Genomic DNA, 22,693 nt, shown 5'->3' on the forward strand with positions numbered 1-22,693 from the left:
TTGGGGCTTATTCGGTGAGTCGTAAAATCTCAGCCTTTACGATAGCCTCTTAGGGCGGTGAAGATGTGAAAAGTTAAGGCTTTTCTGTTTTCACTTTTTTACCACGTAACAGTTTTCTGACCCAGAAACGGTTCGGGTGCAAAGCCGCTAATGTTTCATCATCAAGTGGTAAGGCTTCATTAAGCATTTGTCCTGCAAGTAATTCAGCACTTAAAGGAGCAGAACACAAACCACGTGAACCTAATGCACCAATAACAAATAAATCAGGGTAACAAGGTGATTCGTCTATTTTCTCACCGGACTGTATCTGTTGAGGTAAATCGGTATATTTTGCCATAATTTCACTGAAAACAGGGACATTGCCGACCATTGGCATATGATCCCGAATCACACATCGGATCCCCTGACGGGATTTATCCTCTGAAATGTCAACTTGTTTTACCCAATCAACATCAGGGAAACACTTCAGGAGACGGTCGCGATTCTCCTGCTGTTCGGCAGAAGAGTACTGAGTATCTAATTGATTGCGTTGATAACTCGCACCAATACAGTGATGCTGATTTTTGGGATTAACAGGGGTCATATAACCATCGTAACACAGCACACTTTTTAGCTGGCTAAGCAGGTCAGTTGTTGGGATATGGCTGACTTGACCACGGACTGCGGTAACAGGAAATTTTTTGGTCTGTTCAAATTGAGCCAGGCAATACCCGTTGGCAATGATAACCACTTTGTGGTTTTTAAGTTGTGTTTGTCCCTGATGTTCAATGTGTAGTTGCCAACCGTTTTCATGTTGAACCAAACGCGTTATTTCATGGTTGAAATATGTCCTCATACCACGCTGTTGTGCAAGTTTGATAATTTCTTGAGTCAATTGAGCTGGGTATAACCATCCTCCCTGTGGATAATGGATACCATGATAGTTGACATCTAGCCCGCTGATTTGGCTCAATTGTTGACGATCCATTCCAACAGCAATATCTTCCGGCCATGCTGTTTGCAGCATATTGTCGATTTTCTTGTTACTTTTTTCATCATAGGCTATTTGACTAACACCACACCATTGATGCTCAAATAACACATTTTCATCAGTCAGTTCATCATATTGACGACGGGCAAAGGTGAATGCTGAGGTAAAGAAACGCTCTAATGGATCATGACGACCAGTTAGTAAAGGATAAATAGCACCTTGTTGGTTACCTGATGCACCTTGTGCGGGTTGTGTATCCTGGCAATATAGTGTGACTTTTGCGCCACGTCGCAGTAAAGCAAGAGCAGTGAATGCACTGGCAATACCTCCGCCAATAATTGCGATATCATCAGTATGATTTGTGCCAGGGCGGGCAAACCAGGGCATATCAGTTTTGGCGTTGTGAACAGAGGAAGGTAAAACGCCTGTCAGCATCTCTCTCTTACGCCCGAATCCCTTGACTTTTTTGACAGTAAAGCCTGCTGCTTGTAATCCACGGCGTACTAAACCTGCTGATGTGAATGTCGCAAATGTTCCTTCCGGACGAGAAAATTTTGCCATTGCAGTGAACAGTTGTTCACTCCACATTTGTGGGTTTTTGGCGGGAGCAAAACCATCTAAAAACCACGCATCAACTTTACCTGTCAGGCCGGAATTTACTTTGGGCAATAGTTCATTTACGTCTCCAAACCAGAGATCCAGAGTAATAGCACCATTATTCAGAATTAACCGATGGCAACCTGCGAGTGGTAAAGGCCATTGCTGACATAATTCTTCAGAAAACTTCTGAAGCTCTGGCCAGCGCTGATGTGCACTTTTTAGATCAGCGATTTTTAATGGATATTTTTCAAAACTAATGTAGTGCAGCCTTTTTAGCGTAGCATCTGGGTGTTGCTGTTTGAACTCTGAAAAAGATTGCCAGAGTGCAAGGAAATTTAACCCAGTACCGAATCCGGTTTCGGCAATAACACAATCAGAGCGGCAATGTGTGCTAAAACGTTGAGGAAAATGATTGCCGTTTAAAAATACATATATGGTTTCTTCTAACCCATCTTGATTTGAGAAATAAACATCATCAAATTGCTTAGAAATAGGTGTGCCCTGTTCATTCCAGCTTAGGGTTGCGCTATTGATAGCACTGTTTTGCACAATACTGTTGTTCAAAATAAGGCCTGTATTGTTGAGAAGAATAATAGGGGATTTTAACGGTCTTGAGGCTGTTACACCACTTATGAGCGATCTCAAAGTCTGGGTTATGATCAATTGTTCATGATTTTTATCCTGATCGGACTTGTTCAGCGTACAAGTGTACGCTAAAGTGCGAGAAGGAAATCCCGCGGATAAACATATTGATGAGGTAATTAATGAAGCGAGCAGTAATCACTGGTTTGGGCATTGTATCTAGTATTGGTAATAACCAGAAAGAGGTGCTGAAATCTCTGAAAGAAGGCCGTTCCGGGATAACTTTTTCCGAAGAATTCAAAGAAATGGGGCTTCGCAGTCACGTATGGGGGAATGTCAAACTGGATACAACAGGTTTGATTGACCGTAAAACACAGCGTTTTATGAGCGATGCTTCTGTTTATGCGTATCTGGCGATGGATGAGGCAATTAAAGATTCTGGCCTTTCCGGTGAGCAGGTTTCTAATTTACGTACAGGGCTGGTTGTCGGCTCTGGTGGGGGTTCTCCACACAATCAGGTTGTCTGTGCGGATGGTATGCGTGCCCGTGGCTTACGGGGAGTCGGGCCTTATATGGTGACACGGACAATGGCTTCCGGTGTTTCCGCTTGTCTGGCAACGCCGTTCAAAATTAAAGGCGTAAATTACTCTATCAGTTCCGCTTGTTCGACTTCTGCACACTGTATTGGTCATGCTGTTGAATTAATCCAGCTTGGTAAACAGGACGTTATTTTTGCCGGTGGTGGTGAAGAGCTGAGCTGGGAAATTGCCTGTGAATTTGATGCAATGGGCGCACTCTCTACCAAATATAATGAAATACCAGATCGTGCTTCCCGTACTTATGATCAAAACCGTGACGGCTTTGTTATTGCTGGCGGTGGCGGTATTGTCGTTGTTGAAGAATTAGAACACGCATTGGCTCGTGGTGCACATATATATGCTGAGGTTATTGGCTACGGAGCGAATTCAGATGGTTCGGACATGGTTGCACCTTCAGGTGAAGGAGCTGTGCGTTGTATGAAGATGGCTCTGGATGGTATTGAAGGTGAGGTGGATTATATTAACACTCATGGCACATCAACACCTGCTGGCGATTTGAAAGAGCTGGAAGCGATTAGAGAAGTATTTGGTGACAAGACACCAGCTATTTCAGCAACGAAGGCGATGACCGGGCATTCTTTGGGGGCAGCTGGTGCTCAGGAAGCAATTTACAGTTTATTGATGCTGGAGCATGGAATTATTGCACCAAGTATTAATATTGAAGAGCTGGATGAAAAAGCCCGTGGTATGGATATTATTACTGAACCTACCGAACGCGAGCTAAAGACGGTTATGTCTAATAGCTTCGGGTTCGGCGGTACAAATGCATCTCTGGTAATGCGCAAGTATCTGAACTGATTTTCCAAAACTGAAAAGTTTTACCAGCCTGCATAAAAGCCAATTCACCAGCTATGTGGATTGGCTGTAAATATTCTCATTTTTCTTACGTTTTTTATGAACTATCCGCAAGATAGGTGGAATGATAATAACCAGTGCAGCTAAGACCAACAAAGATTGAGCAATGGTACTGCTCCACAAGATACTGAAATTACCGTTACTGATTGAAAGTGCCCGTCTCAAATTTTGTTCCAGCATTTCACCTAATACAAACCCTAGAATGAGCGGCGACATTGGAAAATTCATTTTCCTGAGAATATAGCCGAACACCCCCAGACCAACCATCAGCATCAGATCGAATGTCGTACTGTGTACAGCATAAACTCCGACTGCTGAAACGGTGGCTATGGCTGGCACTAAGAACCACAGAGGGATACTCAACATACGGGTAAACAGCCCAATCATCGGAATATTCATGATGAGTAAAAGAATATTGGCGATAAATAGGGCTGCAATCAACCCCCAGACTATATCCGGTTGCTCCGTAAACATAGCAGGCCCCGGTGTGATGTTATAGAGCGTCAGTGCACCTATCATTACGGCGGTAGTACCTGAACCGGGGACACCCAGAGTAAGCATAGGAATGAATGAACCACATGCTGATGCATTATTGGCTGCTTCAGGTGCTGCCACACCACGGATATCACCTTTACCAAATGAATCGCTGTTTCCGCTAAGTCGTTTTTCTGTCATGTATGTGATTGCGCTGGCAATCGTTGCGCCGGCACCGGGTAGGATACCAACAAAGAAGCCAATGACTGAGGAGCGTAATATTGGCCCGGTACAGGTTTGGGCTTCTTTTTTGTTAAACAGTAATCGTCCGGTTTTACTTATTACTTTTTGTCCAGTGGAAGTATTCTCAAGCATCAGCAGAATTTCACTGACAGAGAACAGGCCGATCACAACGACAATAAACTGAATTCCATCAGAAAGATGGACACTATCAAACGTGAAGCGATAAACCCCAGTATTAGCATCGACTCCTACTGTCGCTAACCCTAACCCGATCAAAGCAGCCAATAGAGATTTGACAGGATTCTGGCTCATCATGCTGCCGAGACAGGCAATCGCAAACACCATCAGGGCAAAATATTCAGCAGGCCCGAACGCCAGAGACCATTTGGCCAGAAGAGGAGCAAACAAAATGATACCAATAATAGCTAAGAGTGAACCACAAAATGAGCTGATTGCTGAGATAGACAATGCAACACCAGCTTGCCCTTGTTTTGCCATTGGGTATCCATCAAGAGCGGTCATAATCGCGGCAGCATCTCCCGGCACATTCAGCAGAATTGAAGATATCCGACCTCCATATTCACAACCAATATAGACCGTTGCCAATAAAATTAAGGCGGATTCTGCGGGTAATTTCAAGGCAAAAGCTAACGGCAATAAAATGGCAACACCATTTATTGGGCCCAGACCGGGGAGCAAACCAACAACTGTACCAATAAAGCAGCCTATTAATGCGATAATCAAATTCTTAGGAATTAATGCGACTTCAAAACCTTGTATCAGGTATATCCAAGTATCCATTTTATTCTCCTTACCTGAACAGACTACCAATGGGTAGCGTGACATCTAACAGGCGATCAAATACAAAAAAGAGTGATATACCCAAGCTCACACCAGAAATAATTGCGGCGAGAAGTGAGGCGTTAAACAGCAATGCGATGCTGATGGTCAATAATGTCGTCGCCAGAGGAAAGCCTAACCACTCAAATGTTCCTGCGTAAAAGACTAGTGAAACTATCAGCAACAATAAGCGGCGCAGCACTTGTGGTGCAGGCCAATGAGTTATTTCAGTTTTTTTGAATAGCAGTAATAGTGCACATAGCGCCATTAATGAAATAATGGCAATCGGGAATGGCCGCGGCCCCAAAGGTTCATAGCTGTATTCGCTATGAATACCCCAGCCAATGACCAATCCTATACCACAAAGGGCTAACCAGATAACAGCAAAGATACGATCGCTCATGATGGTATTCCCGTTATTTTGCTAAACCAAAGGATTTAGCCATCTCATGGTATTGAGCAACCTGTTTTTGCACATAGTCATCCAACTCTTTACCTGTCATATTGAATTCAAAGAGGCCACGTAGTTCGCGCTGTTTCTTAAATTCATCTGTTTGTTGTAATTTGTTGAATGTATCCACCCACCATTGATATTGTTCATCAGAAACTTTGGGGCCCATGTAAAAACCACGAATAACCGGCCATACGATGTTGTAGCCTTGCTCTTTGGCTGTCGGGATATTTGCCAAAACACCGCCAAGCCTTTTATCGGCATAGACAGCAAGAACATGCAGCTTATCACTCGTCAGATAAGGCAGGGTTTCACTGATATCCCCAGAGAAAACCTGAATATGCTTACCTAGCAGAGCTGTGATTGCTTCCCCACCACCTTCAAAGGCGACATAGCGCATTTTGCGCGGATCAACATCAGCTTGTTTTGCCAGTAAGGCCGTTTTCATCCAATCCTGACCACCAATGGAAGCTCCGGCACCAAATACGATGCTGGTAGGATCTTTCTGGAATGTATCAATGAGATCTTTTAATGTCTTGTACTGAGAGTCTTTACGGACAGCAATCATACCATAATCAGTACCAACACTGGCCAGCCAGCGCACATCATTCACGTTATAGCGCCCGAATTTTCCTTGAGCAAGATTTAACAGAGAGCCACCAGAAAAGGCGACAATAGTGCCGGGGTCGGCAGGCCGTTGGGCAACAATAGCATTATAAGCAACGGCTCCGACGCCTCCGGGCATAAATGTTACCCGCATAGGTGAATCAATAGTTTTGGTATCCAGCAATGAGACTTGCACTAACTTGCAGGTTAAATCGAAGCCACCACCGGGTTTAGCAGGGGCAATACATTCAGTTCTGTCAGGAGCATCAATAGCAAAGGTATTGGTACAGAAAAGCAGGCCAGCAGTAGTTAATAATGTCTTGAGTATCTTCATTTTTTATTCCTCATATAGCACCAGTGATGATAACAACTTTATAAATTTCCGGTGTATTATTATTTATAGAACTGAAACGTTCTATTAACATAAAAAAGTGTCCAGATGTGACTTTAATCACTTAACTTAATTTGAATGATGTTGATTTTTTTAAATGCCTCAAGATTTTTTGAAGTTGTGTAATAGATATTGAAAGTGAAAATAAATAACTTTTATGATCCTTTAATATTTATTGAAACAAAAGGTTATGTAATATGAATATATACATATGATTGCTGAAAGTGATTTCGTATATTTGTAGTATTTTCAGAATATAAAAGTAATTTTAAAAATTAATGAAAATATATTTGTTTTAGATGCTTATCTAAATAATTTTGATATTAACAAAAATAACTTTATGGATTATAAATGTTTTTGTAATTCGTTATATTGATTTAGGGTGACAACATCCATACTAAAATTATATATGGGGCCTAGAATGATTAAAGTAACATTACTGACTTTTTCTGGACTGGAAGATTATTACTGGTATTACTATGATCTCGATTATGAAATGAACTCAAAATGGCTACTGGAGCTATTCAGGGATAATATTAAGGGAATTAACTTCGGAGAAACTTGTGGAAGACTTGGATTCTCTGGTTTTTTAATCGAAATTGATGGAACTGAACAGACAATAGCACATAGTTATGGATTGACCAATTCTTTTTATATATGTGATGGAAGAGCACCCGATCTTTATCAAAGCAGATATCTTGGTTTCGCTTTAATGGAGTCTTCTAACCAAAACAGTAACCTTAAAGCCGCAATATTTCAGGACATAACTAATCTTCAGCAAGATACTTCCGATTGTTCTGAGGGAGGTGATCCAGATGAAAATCTGCATAATGAAAAAAGAGATACTTTACACGATGCAAATAGTGATGAGCTCTACACAGTAAATATTATGAGTCCGAAAACGGGTAAATTGATTGCTGTACAAGCGGGCTTGTTCAATACAACTTTCTGGAATACACCTGAAAAGCAGAAATTACATAACTGTTATTCTTACGCCTGCAATTATGCAGGTGGGAGTCACTCTCAACCGGGAGGCAATACCGAGAAGCTTTTACAAGAACGTACTATGAAAGTTGTTATAGATGGCGCAATTTCAGATGGATTAGTTATGTTGGATGATTATAGAGATGAAAAATACTATCCGAACCATGTTGTAGCGCTTTTTGCTACTGACGATTATGCAGATGACTGGGACTACCATTGGTATAGACTGGTTTTAAATAATAAGCACGAACGTTGCCATATTTGGGCTCATAAACCGGGGAGAATGTCAGTCAGAAAAACGGATAATAATAATGAAATTATAAAAGATCCCCGCAATGCCGAGCGTGGAAAGTATACTCAGTTCGGAGGGTATTTTATAGTAAATAATCAAGTAAAGATAAGATAATCAATTAAAATGAGATTCCTGTATAAAATTAATTTGGATATTCAGTATCTGGTTGATTTTATTTTCAACAAAGAGACAACTTGAAAGACAAAGGGTATACCCATTTATAATTATCGCCCAGTGAAGCATTGGGCGATAATTGGTAAAAGTATTGTTGATAAAGTGCTATTTAAATTTTCTGACGATTAAATTCTCTATTTTGTTCAGTCTGTTTTGGCTGGATTTTTTTTCTGGCGAGATATTGGGATACGTAATTGTTGAGCAAGAATTACGCCAGCCAGCACAATACCTCCACCAATCAGATGATAGCTATACATTTTCTCATGGAGTACCGCGATGGCAATAATTGCGGTGAAAACCGGAACCAGATTCATAAAGATTGAGGTCATATTAGCTCCAAGACGAATAACCCCCTGTATCCAGAGATAAGGTGCAATAATTGAAGCCGGAATACCTGCAAACAGCACAAGAGAAATATTATTACTGGTTAACCGGACATCTTCTGTCATTATGAAGTTAGGCAAAAGTAATAATACCCCAAATCCGATTTGTATATAGAGTGATTGCCAGTTGGGTAACGGAATTGCCCAGCGTTTGGTCAGAACGCCGTACAGAGCATAGGCTGCTGATGCAATAAACATCATCATTTCTCCTGACCCTAATCCGTATTGTAACAAAGAAGCAGGTTCTCCTTTGCCAATTAACCATATAAGGCCGGACAGGGAAAAAACTGTACCAAGTATAATTCCAACTGTCGGGGCAACTCGCAGGACAAAAATACTGAGTATGACAGTCAACAATGGAATCAACGAAGTAAAGATCCCAATCAGTGTTGCACTGACAGTATGGGCAGCGTAGTAAACCAGACTTTGATTAAGAACCATACCGAGGGAGCCGAGGATCAATAACTTCCACCAATATTGGGTAAGCATTTTCCACTGTTTCAGTGCGGGTAATAAGACAAAAGGGGTTAAAGCCAAAAAGGCGATGAACCAGCGATAGAAAGCGATAGCAGCAGGTTCAATTGAAGTGGTGGAGGCTTTACTGACGACAGCGTTAATTGACCAAATGAGCACAGCAATAAGGGGGAAAAATAAATTCTTCATGGAGTTAAATTGGGTGTATCAGAATATGGTGTACTTAGTGTAACAATGACCGATTTATTTTATATATTGATAATCCGCCAATTGATGTGGCAATCAGGACAAGTTACAAATCCCCTTTGTTATTTGGAGTAAATATGAGCATTCGAAAATGTAGTAACCAGATTATGTTTCAGCCGCTGGAATTGGGCACGCCCGATTCTTTTATTTTTCGTGATGAAACATTGAATGCTGATACCGAATGTATGTTGCATTCCCACCCATTTGGACAATTGATTTATGTCGTGTGTGGAGTCATAGAGATGACCGTGGAAGGACAGCGTTTTCTTGCGCCACCAGAATTTTGTATCTGGGTTCCGAAGAATATGATTCATTCCAGTTACAACCGAAAAACGATGCGGTTTTGGATAATAGATATTTCATCGCAGTTAAGTGAATCTTTGCCTCAACAGCCGTGTATCATTCGATTAACTTCTATCTTCAATGCCATCATGATGGATTTTTATACCCGCAAGATAGTTCAGCCAGAGACAGAGAAAGATCAGCGTTTGGCTCAAATCCTGATTGATCAGGTTGAATTATCACCAGGTCAATGTACATATTTACCTTCATCAAGAGATAAGCTGCTTGCTCCGATATTAGAAGCATTAGAGCGTAACCCTGCGGATAATACCTCATTGGCGGAATGGGCGAAAAAACGCTACACCTCAGAAAGAACCTTATCGCGTCGCTGTCAGCAAGAATTGGGGATGTCTTTTGGAGAGTGGCGGCAGCGCCTGCGTTTTCTGCACGCAATTTCCTTATTGGAACAAGGTAAAAGCGTTTATGAGATTGCATTTGATGTTGGCTATAGTTCATCGTCAGCATTTATTTCTATGTTTCAGCAGCTAGCCGGGACAACTCCTGAACGTTTCAGGAAAGGATGAGCTGAAATTAAATAGATTTCGAGTGACTTCTAACAAAGAGGTAACTCGAAAGATAAAGGGGGATTAGGTATTATGCCGATTAAATGTCAGAATAGCGGATCACGCCCATTTAAGCTGTTGGATGAGAAAAGTGAAAATTTTAGTTGATGAAAATATGCCTTATGCTGAGCAACTCTTTAATCAATTAGGGGAAGTTCAGCCAATTCCGGGCCGCCCTGTGCCGGAGGGAGTTCTGGAACATGCAGATGCCTTTATGGTTCGCTCTGTCACTAAAGTTAATGAGTCCTTGCTAAAAGGCAGCCCGGTAAAATTTATCGGTACTGCTACTGCCGGAATAGATCATGTTGATCAGCAATGGTTGAAGCAGACAGGCATTGGTTTCTCTGCTGCTCCCGGATGTAATGCAATTGCTGTCGTTGAATATGTCTTTTCTGCATTGATGGTATTGGCAGAGCAGGATCAGTTTCAACTGAAAGATAAAACTGTCGGCATTGTTGGTGTCGGTAATGTCGGAGGACGTCTGGCTGACCGACTGGCTGCTTTGGGCGTGAAGACCTTACTGTGTGATCCACCTCGTGCCGATCGGGGAGATGAAGGCGAATTCTGGCCTTTGGAAAAGTTGGTCAGAGAAGCAGATATTCTGACGTTCCATACGCCGCTTAACACATCAGGCCTTTATCAAACTTATCATTTAGCAGATGCAAAATTACTCTCTTCTCTGCCGGACAACCGAATTTTAATCAATGCCAGCCGTGGCGAAGTGGTTGATAACCAGGCACTGTTATCAGCGCTGCAAAATGGGAAAAAATTACGTGTCGTACTTGATGTCTGGGAACCAGAGCCTAACCTTTCATTACCTTTGCTGGATTTGGTTGATATCGGTACACCGCATATTGCGGGATACACTCTGGAAGGTAAGGCTCGTGGTACAACTCAGGTTTTTGAGGCGTATTGTGAATTCCTGGGAAAACCACAGAAGACAGAATTGTCTGAGCTGTTGCCTGAGTCTGATTTCAGCCATATCACAGTTCATGGCGAAGTGACACAAAGCATTCTGAAGCGCTTGATGCATTTAGTGTATGATGTGCGCCGTGATGATACACCATTACGTCAGGCAGCCGGGCAGGATGGTGCTTTTGACCAGTTGCGGAGAAATTATCCGGAACGTCGGGAGTGGTCTTCCCTGACAGTATATTGTGACTCAGAAAGCAGTGCTCAATTACTATCCGAAATTGGGTTTAATGCTAAGTTGATTTAACGCAGGCAGAGGTTTTTGCCTGTTACCAAAATAAAAAAGCAGTGGAATAAAAAAGAAGTGGAGAAAACCAACATGTCAGAAGGTTGGAATATTGCGCTCTTGGGTGCAACGGGCGCAGTAGGTGAAGCGATATTGGCGTTATTGCAGGAACGCCAGTTTCCGGTTGGTGAACTGCATCTTCTTGCCAGTGAGCAAAGTGTCGGGAAAATCCAGCGTGTTAACGGCAAAAATGTCACTGTTCATAATGCCGCAGAATTTGACTGGTCACAGGTACAGCTCGCATTTTTTGCTGTGGGTATGGAAGTGACAGCACAATATATTACAACCGCGACAGAAGCGGGTTGTCTGGTTATTGACAGCAGTGGGTTGTTTGCGACAGAGCCGGATGTTCCGTTGGTTGTCCCGACAGTGAACCCGTATGCTTTAGCTGAATATCGTAACCGTAACATTATTGCAGTTGCCGATAGTGCTACAAGTCAGGTGCTGACGGCTATCAAGCCGTTAATTGATGCTGCGGGTATTGCTCGTTTACAGCTGACCAATATATTGCCTGTTTCCGTACATGGTAAAGCTGCCATTGAAGAGTTGGCAGGGCAAAGTGCTCGCTTATTGAATGGTATTCCGCCTGATGAAGGGCGTTTCAGTAAACAATTGGCTTTTAACTTGTTACCTCTATTGCCTGATGCTGAGGGCACGATACGCGAAGAGCGTCGTATCGTCGATCAAGTGCGCAGGATATTGCAGGATGAAGGTTTGCCTGTTTCAGTGAGTTGTGTTCAATCTTCCGTGTTTTACGGTATTGCCCAGATGGTTAATCTGGAAACACTGCGTCCGGTTGGTGTAGAAGAAGCGCGTGGAGAATTTGAACGTCTTGAAGAAATTCAGCTCTCGGAAGAGGGCGATTATCCGACTCAGGTTACAGATGCATCAGGTACTGATGGGTTGAGTATCGGTTGTTTGCGTAATGATTATGGAATGCCGGAGATGTTACAGTTCTGGTCTGTTACCGATAATATCCGCTTTGGCGGTGCTCTGATGGCGGTTGAAATCGCAGAAAAACTGATGCAGGAGCAATTTTACTGATGTCTGCTACAGAACTGAATCAGTCTGTGCCAGAAGCAAAAAAAGTGAAAATTGCACTGGGGATTGAATATGACGGCAGCCGCTATTATGGTTGGCAGCGTCAGCAAGAAGTCAGAAGTGTACAGGGATGTTTGGAAAAAGCACTGTCAAAAGTGGCAGATGAACCTGTTTCTGTTTTCTGTGCGGGCAGAACGGATGCAGGTGTTCACGCAACCGGGCAGGTAGTGCATTTTGAAACGTCAGCACAACGTAAAGATGCAGCATGGACAATGGGAGTTAATACTTATTTGCCGCCGGACATTGCCGTACGTTGGGTAAAAATGGTCGATGATGAATTTCATGCTCGTTTCAGTGCAACGGCACGTCGGTATCGGTATGTTATCTTCAACCATCGTTACCGTCCTGCGGTACTGGCGAAAGGTGTCACGCATTTTCACTACCCGCTGGACGAGAAAAAAATGCATGAAGCGGCACAATGTCTGCTGGGAGAGAATGACTTCACTTCTTTCAGGGCAGTACAGTGTCAGTCCAACTCGCCGTGGCGTAATTTGATGCATATTAATGTCAGTCGTCATGGGTATTATGTTGTTGTGGATATCAAGGCCAATGCTTTTGTTCATCATATGGTGCGCAATATTGTTGGCAGCTTGTTGGAAATTGGTTGTGGTAATCAGGGTATCCAATGGATGGCTGAATTGCTGGCGCTGAAAGATCGGACAAAAGCAGCCGCAACAGCTAAAGCTGAAGGGCTATATTTAGTCGCAGTGGATTATCCTGTTCATTTTGGCTTGCCTGAGCCTGTTATGGGGCCGTTGTTTTTGGCCGATGAATTAATCTGATACTTTCGAATGATGACAGGGATGTTGAGCATAACGAGGAATATTATGGAGTTGTTTACTCATTTTATTGATTTCGCGAAGTTCATTGTCGATTTTATTTTACACATTGATGCTCACTTGGCCGAATTAGTTGCTGATTATGGTTATTGGGTATACGGCATCTTATTTTTAATCGTATTTTGTGAGACGGGACTGGTGGTTACACCATTCCTGCCGGGAGATTCTCTGCTATTTGTAGCGGGAGCACTATCGGCATTAGATTCTAACGACCTTAACGTGCATATTATAGTCGCGTTGATCATCATTGCGGCCATTATTGGTGATGCCATAAACTATACTATTGGGCGTATTTTCGGTGAGAAATTGTTTAATAACCCGGATTCCAGGATTTTTCGCCGTAGCTATCTGGATAAAACCCATCAGTTTTATGAAAAACATGGTGGAAAAGCAATAATTCTGGCGCGATTTGTGCCAATAATCCGAACATTTGCGCCATTTGTTGCCGGGATGGGGAAAATGTCTTACCGCCATTTTGCTGCTTATAATGTCATTGGCGCATTTGTATGGGTATTATTGTTCACTTACGCTGGTTATTTGTTCGGTGATATGCCGATTGTTCAGAATAATCTGAAGCTATTGATTGTTGCAATTATCTTTATTTCTATTCTGCCTGGGGTTATTGAAATTTGGCGTCATCGCCGTGCTGCTTCTAAAAAAACGGTAGATAATAATTAGATAATCATCAAACAGGTTTGAGCAGTTTTTTGTCCACACTGTTATAGCATTGTGGTTTAATGGCACGTAAAACATAAAGCTGGCACATACCCAAGCATACCAAACATGCAGTGTTAAAAGTGTGTGCCAGAATCAGACGGAAAGGTTCATTAATGAGCTGGATTGAAAAAATTCTAAATAAAAGCAAAATAATGCAAACTCGTAAGGCTAGTATTCCTGAAGGAGTTTGGACAAAATGCGACAGTTGCAGTCAGGTACTTTACCGCGCTGAGTTAGAGCGTAATCTTGAAGTGTGTCCGAAATGTGACCACCATATGCGAATTTCTGCCCGTCAGCGTTTGCAGGCATTTCTGGATAAAGGAAACACAACAGAGTTAGGCAGTGAATTGGAGCCTAAAGATATCCTGAAATTCCGCGACATTAAAAAATACAAAGATCGTTTGGCTGCGGCTCAGAAGCAAACTCAGGAAAAAGATGCCCTGATCGTGATGAAAGGGACACTACACGATATGCCAGTGGTGGCTGGTGCATTTGAGTTTAACTTTATGGGAGGTTCAATGGGTTCAGTTGTGGGAGCACGTTTTGTTCGCGCAGTTGAACAGGCGTTGGAAGACAATTGCCCATTCGTCTGCTTTGCTTCCAGTGGTGGAGCACGTATGCAGGAAGCGCTGATGTCGCTGATGCAGATGGCAAAAACCAGTGCTGCGTTGGCGAAAATGCAGGATCGGGGTTTGCCTTATATCTGTGTTCTGACTAACCCGACAATGGGGGGAGTGACCGCCAGTATGGGGATGCTGGGCGATATCAATATAGCAGAGCCTAAGGCACTGATTGGTTTTGCAGGCCCACGGGTTATTGAACAAACCGTACGTGAAAAATTACCGGAAGGTTTCCAGCGCAGTGAGTTTCTGCTGGAAAAAGGAGCAATTGATATGATTGTACGTCGCCCGGAAATGCGGGAAAAAATTGCCAACCTGCTTGCAATGCTGACTCACCAGCCACAACCCGGTACGAAGACAGAGGCGACAAAAATTGTTGCCGAACCTGCTGACGTTGAAGTTGACACAAACATCAATCCTGATAAAGAAGATGTCTGATATTTTACAAACTCCTCAAGCCACGTCGTCATTGATGACGTGGCTTTCCTATCTTGGAAATCTGCATTCGAAAGCTATTGATATGGGGCTTGAACGTGTAGGTACACTCGCCAGGCAGTTGGATCTGTTACATCCGGCCCCGAAAGTTATTACGGTGTCCGGCACGAATGGCAAAGGTACAACCTGTCATACCCTTGAATCCATTTTTCTGGCTGCTGGTCTGAGAGTGGGGGTGTATAGTTCACCGCATTTGGTGCGTTATACCGAACGGGTACGTATTCAGGGTAATGAACCGACAGAGCAGGATTTTTGCCGTGTCTTTGCGGATATTGAAGCTCAGCGAGGTGATATTTCCTTAACCTATTTTGAATACGGTACATTGGCAGCATTGCAGCTTTTTAAAGAAGCTGACCTTGATATTGTGATCCTTGAAGTAGGCTTAGGTGGCCGTTTGGATGCGACTAATATTGTGGATGCTGATGTTGCGGCGATCACCAGTATTGCGCTGGATCATACAGACTGGCTCGGAGCAGATCGCGAACATATCGGGCGTGAGAAAGCGGGTATTTTCCGTCGTGATCACTTTGCTGTCGTCGGTGAACCTGATATGCCTCACTCCATTGCGGAAGTGGCTAATGAACTGGGCGCAAATTTGTTCCGTCGTGGTGTCGATTGGGACTTTTCACAGGATGACTGTTCACGGGATAAAGACAGTTGGCATTGGCAAACAGCGACCCAACAGTTTAAATCGTTGCCTATTCCTAATCTGCCATTGGCTAACGCAGCAACGGCAATGGGAGTGATCCACTGCTTGTTGCAGCAGAATGATAAAATCAGTCAGGCTATTGATGAACGCGCACTGCATGAAGGCTTAAAACGTGCCCAGTTGGCGGGGCGTTTTCAAATTATCAGGGAAAACCCACTGGTCATACTGGATGTGGCGCACAATCCTCATGCGGCCGATTATCTGACACAAAAACTGGCTGAATTACCCCGTTCACCGGACAGCAAAATACGGGGAGTTGTCGGTATGCTGCAAGACAAAGACATTGCGGGGACGCTTGCCTGTCTTTCCCGGCAAATTGACGAATGGTATTGTGCATCATTACATGAGCTCCGAGGTGCAGAAGCGGAGATGCTGGCTGAACATCTTCCTGGATCGCGGACATTCACGGAAGTGGAACAGGCATGGGATCAGGCCATGGAAGACGCATCAGAACAAGATATCATTGTGGTTTGTGGCTCTTTCCATACTGTCGCCCATGTTATGGAATCATTGGAGGAGATGAAGGGACGTGGCAAGTAAGTTTCAAAATCGTTTAATCGGAACCATCGTTCTTGCGGCACTGAGTGTCATCGTGCTGCCGATGCTGTTTGACGGCGATAAGAAATACAATGAAGAAAAATTCGCTTCTATTCCATTAGTGCCTAAGCCAGGTGATGAAGAGAATATTGATTCTATTCCGCCACTGACTCAAAGTATGCCATCTACACCGCCGGAAGGTGCGGCTGAGGCGATGCAGGCACAAACTGAGGAGCAGCAATCAGGAACAGACATGCTGTCTGGTTCTTCAGCGTCGGAATCTGAGCCGCTGGTTCTACCTCCTGCCACAATCACTAAAGATCCCAGACAGACAAAACCTGAATCTTCCTCTATGCAGAAAGTGGAAACTAAGCCAGAAAGCCGTCCTGCAAGCCGGCCAGAAGCGAAGCCTCAACCTGTAGAGCAGGCACCACAAGCAGTAGCCTATGTTGTCCAGCTTGGTGCGTTAAAAAATGCAGATAAGGTAAATGAGATAGTGGCCAGGCTGCGTCTGTCGGGGCATCAGGTTTATACTATCCCTTCTTCTCCGGTACAGGGGCAATTGACCCGGATTTATATCGGGCCTAACGCCTCAAGGCAGGCTTTGGCATTTGTTTTACCTGAATTGAAAGAGTTAACGGGTTTGCAGGGACAAATCAAAAATTACAAACCATAACAAAAATTGATCTTTCATGCGGAGCTGGAGTCTTCCGTGGAAGATCAAAAATCTGATTATAGAGCTGATAAAGGTTAGGATGATAGATTCCTTAATTATTTTTAGCACAGTGATAAATCTGCTACGCAAACGTTTTCGTTTTCTGTTAGAATGCGCCCGGCCTGAGTGTCGGGAGCCTATTTTGGATTAAAATATGGTCTGGATTGATTATACAATTATTGCCATTATTGGTTTCTCTGCACTGGTTAGCTTGATTCGCGGCTTTGTTCGTGAAGCACTTTCTCTGATTACTTGGGGATGTGCTTTCTTTGTTGCAAGCCACTTTTATACTTATCTGGCGGTTTATTTCACTCGCCTTGAAGATGAGTTGGTGCGTAATGGAGTAGCGATTGCTATCTTATTCATTGCAACACTGATCGTTGGCGCAGTAGTAAACTATGTCATTGGTTCACTTGTTCAGCGAACAGGCTTATCAGGTACAGATCGGGTTCTGGGGATCTGTTTTGGGGCATTGCGTGGCGTGTTAATTGTTTCTGCCATTCTATTTATTGCGGATTCTTTTACACCACTTCCCAAAAGTGCAGACTGGCAGCAGTCACAACTGATCCCACAGTTCAGCCAAATTATCAGGTGGTTTTTTGACTACCTGCAAAATGCGTCGAGTTTCCTACCGGAGAAATAATCCTCTCCGCCTGACTGATGAGGAAAGACTACATGTGCGGTATTGTTGGTATCGTTGGTTTTACATCGGTTAACCAGTCGATTTATGATGCATTAACGGTGCTTCAGCACCGTGGACAAGATGCAGCAGGTATTGCGACTATTGATGGTAATAATAAGTTCCGTTTACGTAAGGCCAATGGTTTGGTTAAAGATGTGTTTGAAACACGACATATGTTACGTTTACAGGGGACAATCGGAATAGGGCATGTCCGTTACCCGACAGCGGGTAGTTCCAGTGCTTCTGAAGCACAGCCTTTCTATGTGAATTCTCCTTTTGGTATTACATTGGCACATAATGGCAATCTGACAAACTCCCATGAATTGAAAAAAATCCTGTTTGAAAATGCCCGCCGCCATGTTAATACCACTTCTGATTCTGAAATCCTGTTGAATGTTTTTGCTGATGAATTAACCAAATTCCCGCATTTCCCATTAGAGCCAGATAATATTTTCGCGGCAGTAGCGGCAATGCACCGGAAAATTCGTGGTGCTTATGCCTGTGTTGCTATGATTATTGGGCATGGTCTGGTGGCTTTCCGCGATCCGAACGGTATCCGGCCTCTGGTATTGGGGAAACGCACACTGGCAGATGGGCGCAGTGAATATATGGTGGCATCAGAAAGTGTGGCACTTGATACCTTAGGGTTTGAGTTCCTGCGGGATGTCGCTTCTGGCGAAGCCATTTATATCACTGAGCAGGGGCAATTATTTACTCGTCAGTGTGCAGATAATCCGTCATTAACACCTTGCCTGTTCGAATTTGTTTATCTTGCCCGTCCTGATTCCTTTATTGACAAAATTTCTGTCTATAACGCACGGTTACGCATGGGCAGGAAACTGGGTGAAAAAATTGCCCGTGAGTGGGAAGACTTACAGATAGATGTTGTGATCCCTGTTCCTGAAACATCTTGTGATGTAGCACTGGAGATTGCCCATATTCTGGATAAACCTTACCGTCAGGGATTTGTTAAAAACCGTTATGTCGGACGCACTTTTATTATGCCCGGTCAGCAGGAGCGTCGGAAATCAGTCCGGCGTAAACTGAATGCCAACCGCGCAGAATTCCGGGGTAAAAATGTATTGCTGGTGGATGATTCCATTGTCCGTGGCACGACTTCAGAACAGATTGTGGAATTGGCGCGTGAAGCGGGTGCTAAGAAAGTCTATTTTGCTTCGGCTGCGCCTGAAGTCCGTTTCCCGAATGTGTATGGGATCGACATGCCAAATGCTAATGAATTAATTGCTCATGGCAGGGAAATCAATGAAATCCGCCAGCTCATTGGTGCTGATGCGTTGATATACCAAGATCTCGCTGATCTGATCGCTGCGGTGCGTGAAGAAAATCCGGATATTGAAAGATTTGAAGGTTCAGTTTTTGATGGTATCTATATCACAAAAGACATTGATCAGATTTATCTCGATTATCTGGAAAATCTGCGTAAGGATGATGCCATGAAATTACGCGGACAGAGCGAAATTGAGAGTTTAGAAATATATAATGAAGGATGATTATATTCCTATTATCATTGAGTTATTTCTAGTATCTCAGAGGGACACATGAAAAAACTGATCGTCGGGCTGACAGGAGCAAGTGGTGCGATTTATGGTATCCGGTTACTGCAAGTCTTACAGCCTGTAGAAGATATTGAAACACATTTAGTGATCAGCCAATCAGCCCGACAAACATTGGCACTGGAGACTGACTATACTTTGCGGGAAGTTCAGGCTCTTGCCGATGTTGTGCACGATAACCGTAATATCGCTGCCTCTATCTCTTCGGGATCATTTAAGACATCAGGGATGGTGATTTTACCTTGTTCTATCAAAACATTATCGGGTATTGTGCATAGCTACACGGATGGCTTAATCACCCGTGCCGCAGATGTTGTCTTGAAAGAAGGGCGTAAATTGGTGTTGGGAGTCAGAGAAACACCATTGCATTTGGGGCACTTAAGGTTAATGACTCAGGTTGCTGAAATAGGGGCAGTGATAATGCCGCCAGTTCCTGCGTTTTATCACCGCCCTGAGTGTATTCAGGATATTATTGATCAGACAGTTAACCGTGTACTTGATCAGTTTGATATTGAATTGCCAGAGGATTTATTCAATCGTTGGCAGGGGGCGAAACTTACTGATTAATGCTGGTTAGCATTTTCCTTTAATAAACTTTTTAAGGCTTCTTCTAATTCAAAATAGCGGAAGCCGAATCCAGCTTCTTCCAACCGCTTGGGCACAGCTTGTTGTCCACCTAAAACCAGTTCTGCCGCTGTTCCCATTGCGATTCTTAATACAAAAGCAGGTATACGTATAAAAGCGGGGCGATGCAGGACTCTTGCCAATATCGCACTGAACTGATCATTATGAACAGGATAGGGCGCAGTCATATTGAAAGGGCCGTCCAGTTCTGGAGAAACCAGCAAGTAATAGATGCCACTGACCATATCATCAATATGGATCCACGGCATATATTGTTTGCCACTTCCTATCGCTCCTCCAAACCCCAAACGGAATAGAGGCAGCATTTTTTTCAGTGCTCCCCCATTACTGGCTAAGACGATACCTGTTCGTAACAGGCATACACGGGTCTTTTCGCTTTTAGCTTGTAATGCCAGTTTTTCCCAGCGTTCACAGAGCTGGTGAGAGAATTCATCATGGGGAGGATCATTTTCTGAGATAACGGCTTGTCCCTGATCACCATAATACCCAACGGCTGAACCGGAAATAAAAACAGAAGGAGGAGACTCACCAGCCCGAATTAAAGTGCTTAGCTTTTCAGTTAATTGCCAACGACTCTGGCAAAGTTTATTTTTTTGTTCTGGTGTCCAGCGCTTATCAGCGATAGGTTCACCAGCAAGATTGATAACTGCATCAAAATTGTCCAGATTGCTCTGTTCATTCAATGTCGTCCAGCATTCCACCTTATCACTGAATAAAGAGTAAACCTTTTGCGGAGAACGGCTCAAAATGGTAATGGAGTGGGAGAGTGAAAGCAATTGATAGATTAGCTTGTGACCTATCAGCCCTGTTCCTCCCGTAACTAAAATATGCATAACCACCCCCTGTGACCAAAAGTGGATATACTCTTGTCTCTCAAGTTTCAGCTTTGTTAGCTGCAACCTGAAATCCATCGGTATAATCATTGATGACTATAGCAAGGGATGGTTTATACAGCAGCGAAATATGTTGTTATCTGTTATCAACATCAAGTTTTAGTGAAAAGTTTCGTTGCTCAACGAATTTCCATCATTATTTGTATGCTGCCTTTGTTGCCGGCCGTTGACCGATATTTTCGAGCCATTTTTCAACAGCAGGGTAATCCTGCAAATTAATTTTTTGATATTCATAACACAGCGCCCACGGATAGGTGGCGATATCAGCGATACTGTATTCATTGCCGCCAAGATACGGTGTTTTTTCCAATTGGGTATTCAGTACCTTGTATAAACGCTGAGTTTCTGTCACATAGCGGTTTATCGCATAGGGTACGACTTCTGGGGCATAACGATTGAAATGGTGGTTTTGCCCAAGCATCGGGCCGAATCCGGCCACTTGCCAGAATAGCCATTGTTGCTGTTGAATGCGTTCCCGTTCATTCTGGCTCAGAAATTTCCCGGTTTTTTCTGCCAGATAGAGCAAGATAGCTCCTGATTCGAAAATAGATATAGGCTCCCCTCCATCAGCAGGCTCATGATCGACAATTGCAGGGATCTTGTTATTGGGTGAGATGGCTAAAAATTCCGGGGTAAATTGTTCGTCAGCACCAATATTGACCGGATGAGTGGTATAAGGGAGACCTGTTTCTTCAAGGAACAGTGAAATTTTATAGCCGTTAGGTGTAGGAGCGTAGTATAGATCTATCATATAACCTCTAGTAATAATAATGTTAGGATAAATGTTAATTTCATTACATTAGCATTGATTTTGTTTGGCTGTAAAATGCCATCGATCCTCCATAGCTGTGTGAGTGGATTTATTTTTCCGGTCAGGTGCGATCCATGATTTTAAAAGTTGTTGATAGAAAGGCCGTCACAGCAGGAGTTAGGCTCATAGATTATTTAGTAAAGGTTTCTAGGATGACTCAGGAAAAATCAGTAAATATTGAGTGGGTTGATATCGTTAATGCAGAGAATGAAGTCATCGCGCAGGCAACTCGCCAGCAAATGCGTAGCCAAAACTTGAGACATCGGGCAACTTACATTGTTGTACATGATGGAATGGGGAAGATATTGGTTCAGCATCGCACAGAAACAAAAGATTTTTATCCAGGTAAATTGGATGCAACTGCTGGTGGTGTGGTGGTGGTGGGTGAAAGTATGCTTGAATCTGCTCGCCGCGAAGCTGAAGAAGAGTTGGGAATTTCCGGAGTTCCTTTTGCGGAACATGGGCTTTTCTATTATGAGGAAGATATCTGCCGTACATGGGGAGGGTTATTCAGCTGTGTCAGCCACGGGCCATTCGCGTTACAGGAAGAAGAAGTTTCCGCGGTTTACTGGCTGTCACCTGAAGAAATTACTGCCCGTTGCGATGAATTTACGCCTGACTCTTTGAAGGCGCTTTCTCTATGGTTGGATCGCAATAAAAAAGATGTTAGCTGAGATCCGTAATTGAAAAGATAACGTTTACAGGCTCCTCATTCTGAAGAGCCTTTTATGTTTTTCATCTTTCCATTGCCGCTTTATTGACTGCAATTTGAAATTCATAGGATGTATATTATTTTTTTTATATACCACTCAATAATTAATCTTTTAATATAGGTAAAGTTGCATTAATTATTTGTTTTTAAATGATTAATTAGCTTTCTTTCTTAAATTGAGTCAATTTTTTTACATTGAAACTATAGTCAATTAGATGTATACAAGACGCTATTACGGAAAATATCAGTCGCATATATTTATAGTGGTAAGAATTATAAAATTTATAACATAGAAAATAATAAATATACTCAATAG

The 22,693-nt window shown here is 43.1% G+C and carries 21 protein-coding genes; 14 read left to right on the forward strand and 7 right to left on the reverse strand.

What is annotated here, in order from left to right; all coding sequences use genetic code 11:
• Positions 1-73: 73 nt before the first annotated feature.
• The gene (gene mnmC / locus BDD26_RS12090; RefSeq protein ID WP_115827550.1) at positions 74-2,119 is read right to left on the reverse strand and encodes a bifunctional tRNA (5-methylaminomethyl-2-thiouridine)(34)-methyltransferase MnmC2/FAD-dependent 5-carboxymethylaminomethyl-2-thiouridine(34) oxidoreductase MnmC1; all 2,046 of its coding nucleotides are present in this window, start codon (positions 2,117-2,119) and stop codon (positions 74-76) included.
• Positions 2,120-2,334: 215 nt separating this feature from the next.
• Here mnmC and fabB point away from each other — a divergent pair, with 215 nt between their 5' ends.
• Positions 2,335-3,549 carry a beta-ketoacyl-ACP synthase I gene (gene fabB / locus BDD26_RS12095; RefSeq protein WP_038264653.1) on the forward strand — a complete coding sequence of 405 codons (1,215 nt, stop codon included), beginning with the start codon at positions 2,335-2,337 and terminating at the stop codon, positions 3,547-3,549.
• A 51-nt stretch (positions 3,550-3,600) separates the two neighbouring features.
• Here the strand turns inward: fabB and BDD26_RS12100 are convergent, their stop codons facing one another.
• From BDD26_RS12100 to BDD26_RS12110, 3 genes are read right to left on the reverse strand one after another with little or no spacing between them, the layout of a single operon-like run.
• A complete protein-coding gene (locus tag BDD26_RS12100; RefSeq protein WP_038264649.1) occupies positions 3,601-5,124 on the reverse strand; it encodes a tripartite tricarboxylate transporter permease in 1,524 nt (507 codons plus the stop codon).
• A gap of 10 nt (positions 5,125-5,134) precedes the next feature.
• Positions 5,135-5,566 carry a tripartite tricarboxylate transporter TctB family protein gene (locus tag BDD26_RS12105; RefSeq protein ID WP_115826663.1) on the reverse strand — a complete coding sequence of 144 codons (432 nt, stop codon included), beginning with the start codon at positions 5,564-5,566 and terminating at the stop codon, positions 5,135-5,137.
• Between the two features lie 13 nt (positions 5,567-5,579).
• The gene (locus tag BDD26_RS12110) at positions 5,580-6,554 is read right to left on the reverse strand and encodes a Bug family tripartite tricarboxylate transporter substrate binding protein (protein WP_115826664.1); all 975 of its coding nucleotides are present in this window, start codon (positions 6,552-6,554) and stop codon (positions 5,580-5,582) included.
• Positions 6,555-7,032: 478 nt separating this feature from the next.
• On the opposite strand from BDD26_RS12110, the gene BDD26_RS12115 reads away from it, so the two are divergent.
• Positions 7,033-8,001: a hypothetical protein gene (locus BDD26_RS12115; RefSeq protein ID WP_038264640.1), complete on the forward strand. Its 969-nt coding sequence runs from the start codon at positions 7,033-7,035 to the stop codon at positions 7,999-8,001.
• A 203-nt stretch (positions 8,002-8,204) separates the two neighbouring features.
• Here BDD26_RS12115 and BDD26_RS12120 read toward each other — a convergent pair whose 3' ends face one another.
• Positions 8,205-9,107 carry a DMT family transporter gene (locus tag BDD26_RS12120; RefSeq protein ID WP_115826665.1) on the reverse strand — a complete coding sequence of 301 codons (903 nt, stop codon included), beginning with the start codon at positions 9,105-9,107 and terminating at the stop codon, positions 8,205-8,207.
• Between the two features lie 164 nt (positions 9,108-9,271).
• Here BDD26_RS12120 and BDD26_RS12125 point away from each other — a divergent pair, with 164 nt between their 5' ends.
• The 11 genes from BDD26_RS12125 (at position 9,272) to BDD26_RS12175 (ending at position 19,883) form a co-directional block, all read left to right on the forward strand.
• A complete protein-coding gene (locus BDD26_RS12125) occupies positions 9,272-10,030 on the forward strand; it encodes an AraC family transcriptional regulator (protein WP_115827551.1) in 759 nt (252 codons plus the stop codon).
• Positions 10,031-10,160: 130 nt separating this feature from the next.
• Entirely contained in the window at positions 10,161-11,288 is a 1,128-nt protein-coding gene (gene pdxB, locus BDD26_RS12130) for a 4-phosphoerythronate dehydrogenase PdxB (RefSeq protein ID WP_115826666.1), read from the forward strand.
• A 72-nt stretch (positions 11,289-11,360) separates the two neighbouring features.
• On the forward strand, positions 11,361-12,371 hold the full coding sequence (locus tag BDD26_RS12135; protein WP_115827552.1) for an aspartate-semialdehyde dehydrogenase: 1,011 nt from the start codon (positions 11,361-11,363) through the stop codon (positions 12,369-12,371).
• A complete protein-coding gene (truA, locus tag BDD26_RS12140) occupies positions 12,371-13,210 on the forward strand; it encodes a tRNA pseudouridine(38-40) synthase TruA (protein WP_038264866.1) in 840 nt (279 codons plus the stop codon). Before BDD26_RS12135 ends, truA begins: the two co-directional genes overlap by 1 nt.
• Positions 13,211-13,255: 45 nt before the next feature.
• Positions 13,256-13,945 carry a DedA family protein gene (locus tag BDD26_RS12145; protein WP_370700442.1) on the forward strand — a complete coding sequence of 230 codons (690 nt, stop codon included), beginning with the start codon at positions 13,256-13,258 and terminating at the stop codon, positions 13,943-13,945.
• Positions 13,946-14,097: 152 nt separating this feature from the next.
• The gene (accD, locus tag BDD26_RS12150; protein ID WP_115826667.1) at positions 14,098-15,042 is read left to right on the forward strand and encodes an acetyl-CoA carboxylase, carboxyltransferase subunit beta; all 945 of its coding nucleotides are present in this window, start codon (positions 14,098-14,100) and stop codon (positions 15,040-15,042) included.
• Entirely contained in the window at positions 15,035-16,348 is a 1,314-nt protein-coding gene (gene folC / locus BDD26_RS12155; protein ID WP_115826668.1) for a bifunctional tetrahydrofolate synthase/dihydrofolate synthase, read from the forward strand. The genes accD and folC overlap by 8 nt, the downstream gene beginning before the upstream one ends.
• Complete coding sequence (gene dedD, locus BDD26_RS12160; protein ID WP_115826669.1) at positions 16,338-17,021, forward strand: cell division protein DedD; 684 nt, start codon at positions 16,338-16,340, stop codon at positions 17,019-17,021. The genes folC and dedD overlap by 11 nt, the downstream gene beginning before the upstream one ends.
• Positions 17,022-17,214: 193 nt before the next feature.
• Positions 17,215-17,703 carry a colicin V production protein gene (gene cvpA / locus BDD26_RS12165; RefSeq protein ID WP_038264857.1) on the forward strand — a complete coding sequence of 163 codons (489 nt, stop codon included), beginning with the start codon at positions 17,215-17,217 and terminating at the stop codon, positions 17,701-17,703.
• Positions 17,704-17,735: 32 nt separating this feature from the next.
• Positions 17,736-19,253, forward strand: a complete 1,518-nt coding sequence (gene purF / locus BDD26_RS12170) for an amidophosphoribosyltransferase (protein ID WP_038264855.1) — start codon at positions 17,736-17,738, stop codon at positions 19,251-19,253.
• Positions 19,254-19,301: 48 nt separating this feature from the next.
• Positions 19,302-19,883, forward strand: a complete 582-nt coding sequence (locus tag BDD26_RS12175; protein ID WP_038264852.1) for a UbiX family flavin prenyltransferase — start codon at positions 19,302-19,304, stop codon at positions 19,881-19,883.
• Here the strand turns inward: BDD26_RS12175 and BDD26_RS12180 are convergent.
• Positions 19,880-20,794 carry a TIGR01777 family oxidoreductase gene (locus tag BDD26_RS12180; protein ID WP_038264849.1) on the reverse strand — a complete coding sequence of 305 codons (915 nt, stop codon included), beginning with the start codon at positions 20,792-20,794 and terminating at the stop codon, positions 19,880-19,882. The genes BDD26_RS12175 and BDD26_RS12180 overlap by 4 nt on opposite strands.
• 196 nt (positions 20,795-20,990) lie before the next feature.
• The gene (locus tag BDD26_RS12185) at positions 20,991-21,605 is read right to left on the reverse strand and encodes a glutathione binding-like protein (protein ID WP_115826670.1); all 615 of its coding nucleotides are present in this window, start codon (positions 21,603-21,605) and stop codon (positions 20,991-20,993) included.
• Positions 21,606-21,817: 212 nt separating this feature from the next.
• On the opposite strand from BDD26_RS12185, the gene yfcD reads away from it, so the two are divergent.
• A complete protein-coding gene (gene yfcD, locus BDD26_RS12190; protein ID WP_038264843.1) occupies positions 21,818-22,339 on the forward strand; it encodes an NUDIX hydrolase YfcD in 522 nt (173 codons plus the stop codon).
• Positions 22,340-22,693 lie beyond the last annotated feature (354 nt).

This window comes from Xenorhabdus cabanillasii (genome assembly GCF_003386665.1).
GTDB classification, from domain to species: Bacteria; Pseudomonadota; Gammaproteobacteria; order Enterobacterales; family Enterobacteriaceae; genus Xenorhabdus; species Xenorhabdus cabanillasii.

Coding starts and splice junctions, on each gene's coding strand:
- purF (WP_038264855.1), top strand. CDS start 17,736: ATGTGCGGTATTGTTGGTATCGTTGGTTTTACATCGGTTAACCAGTCG.
- BDD26_RS12145 (WP_370700442.1), top strand. CDS start 13,256: ATGGAGTTGTTTACTCATTTTATTGATTTCGCGAAGTTCATTGTCGAT.
- BDD26_RS12105 (WP_115826663.1), bottom strand. CDS start 5,566: ATGAGCGATCGTATCTTTGCTGTTATCTGGTTAGCCCTTTGTGGTATA.
- cvpA (WP_038264857.1), top strand. CDS start 17,215: ATGGTCTGGATTGATTATACAATTATTGCCATTATTGGTTTCTCTGCA.
- BDD26_RS12115 (WP_038264640.1), top strand. CDS start 7,033: ATGATTAAAGTAACATTACTGACTTTTTCTGGACTGGAAGATTATTAC.
- BDD26_RS12125 (WP_115827551.1), top strand. CDS start 9,272: ATGTTTCAGCCGCTGGAATTGGGCACGCCCGATTCTTTTATTTTTCGT.
- yfcD (WP_038264843.1), top strand. CDS start 21,818: ATGACTCAGGAAAAATCAGTAAATATTGAGTGGGTTGATATCGTTAAT.
- BDD26_RS12185 (WP_115826670.1), bottom strand. CDS start 21,605: ATGATAGATCTATACTACGCTCCTACACCTAACGGCTATAAAATTTCA.
- fabB (WP_038264653.1), top strand. CDS start 2,335: ATGAAGCGAGCAGTAATCACTGGTTTGGGCATTGTATCTAGTATTGGT.
- BDD26_RS12120 (WP_115826665.1), bottom strand. CDS start 9,107: ATGAAGAATTTATTTTTCCCCCTTATTGCTGTGCTCATTTGGTCAATT.
- BDD26_RS12175 (WP_038264852.1), top strand. CDS start 19,302: ATGAAAAAACTGATCGTCGGGCTGACAGGAGCAAGTGGTGCGATTTAT.
- truA (WP_038264866.1), top strand. CDS start 12,371: ATGTCTGCTACAGAACTGAATCAGTCTGTGCCAGAAGCAAAAAAAGTG.
- folC (WP_115826668.1), top strand. CDS start 15,035: ATGTCTGATATTTTACAAACTCCTCAAGCCACGTCGTCATTGATGACG.
- BDD26_RS12180 (WP_038264849.1), bottom strand. CDS start 20,794: ATGCATATTTTAGTTACGGGAGGAACAGGGCTGATAGGTCACAAGCTA.
- BDD26_RS12110 (WP_115826664.1), bottom strand. CDS start 6,554: ATGAAGATACTCAAGACATTATTAACTACTGCTGGCCTGCTTTTCTGT.
- accD (WP_115826667.1), top strand. CDS start 14,098: ATGAGCTGGATTGAAAAAATTCTAAATAAAAGCAAAATAATGCAAACT.
- BDD26_RS12135 (WP_115827552.1), top strand. CDS start 11,361: ATGTCAGAAGGTTGGAATATTGCGCTCTTGGGTGCAACGGGCGCAGTA.
- BDD26_RS12100 (WP_038264649.1), bottom strand. CDS start 5,124: ATGGATACTTGGATATACCTGATACAAGGTTTTGAAGTCGCATTAATT.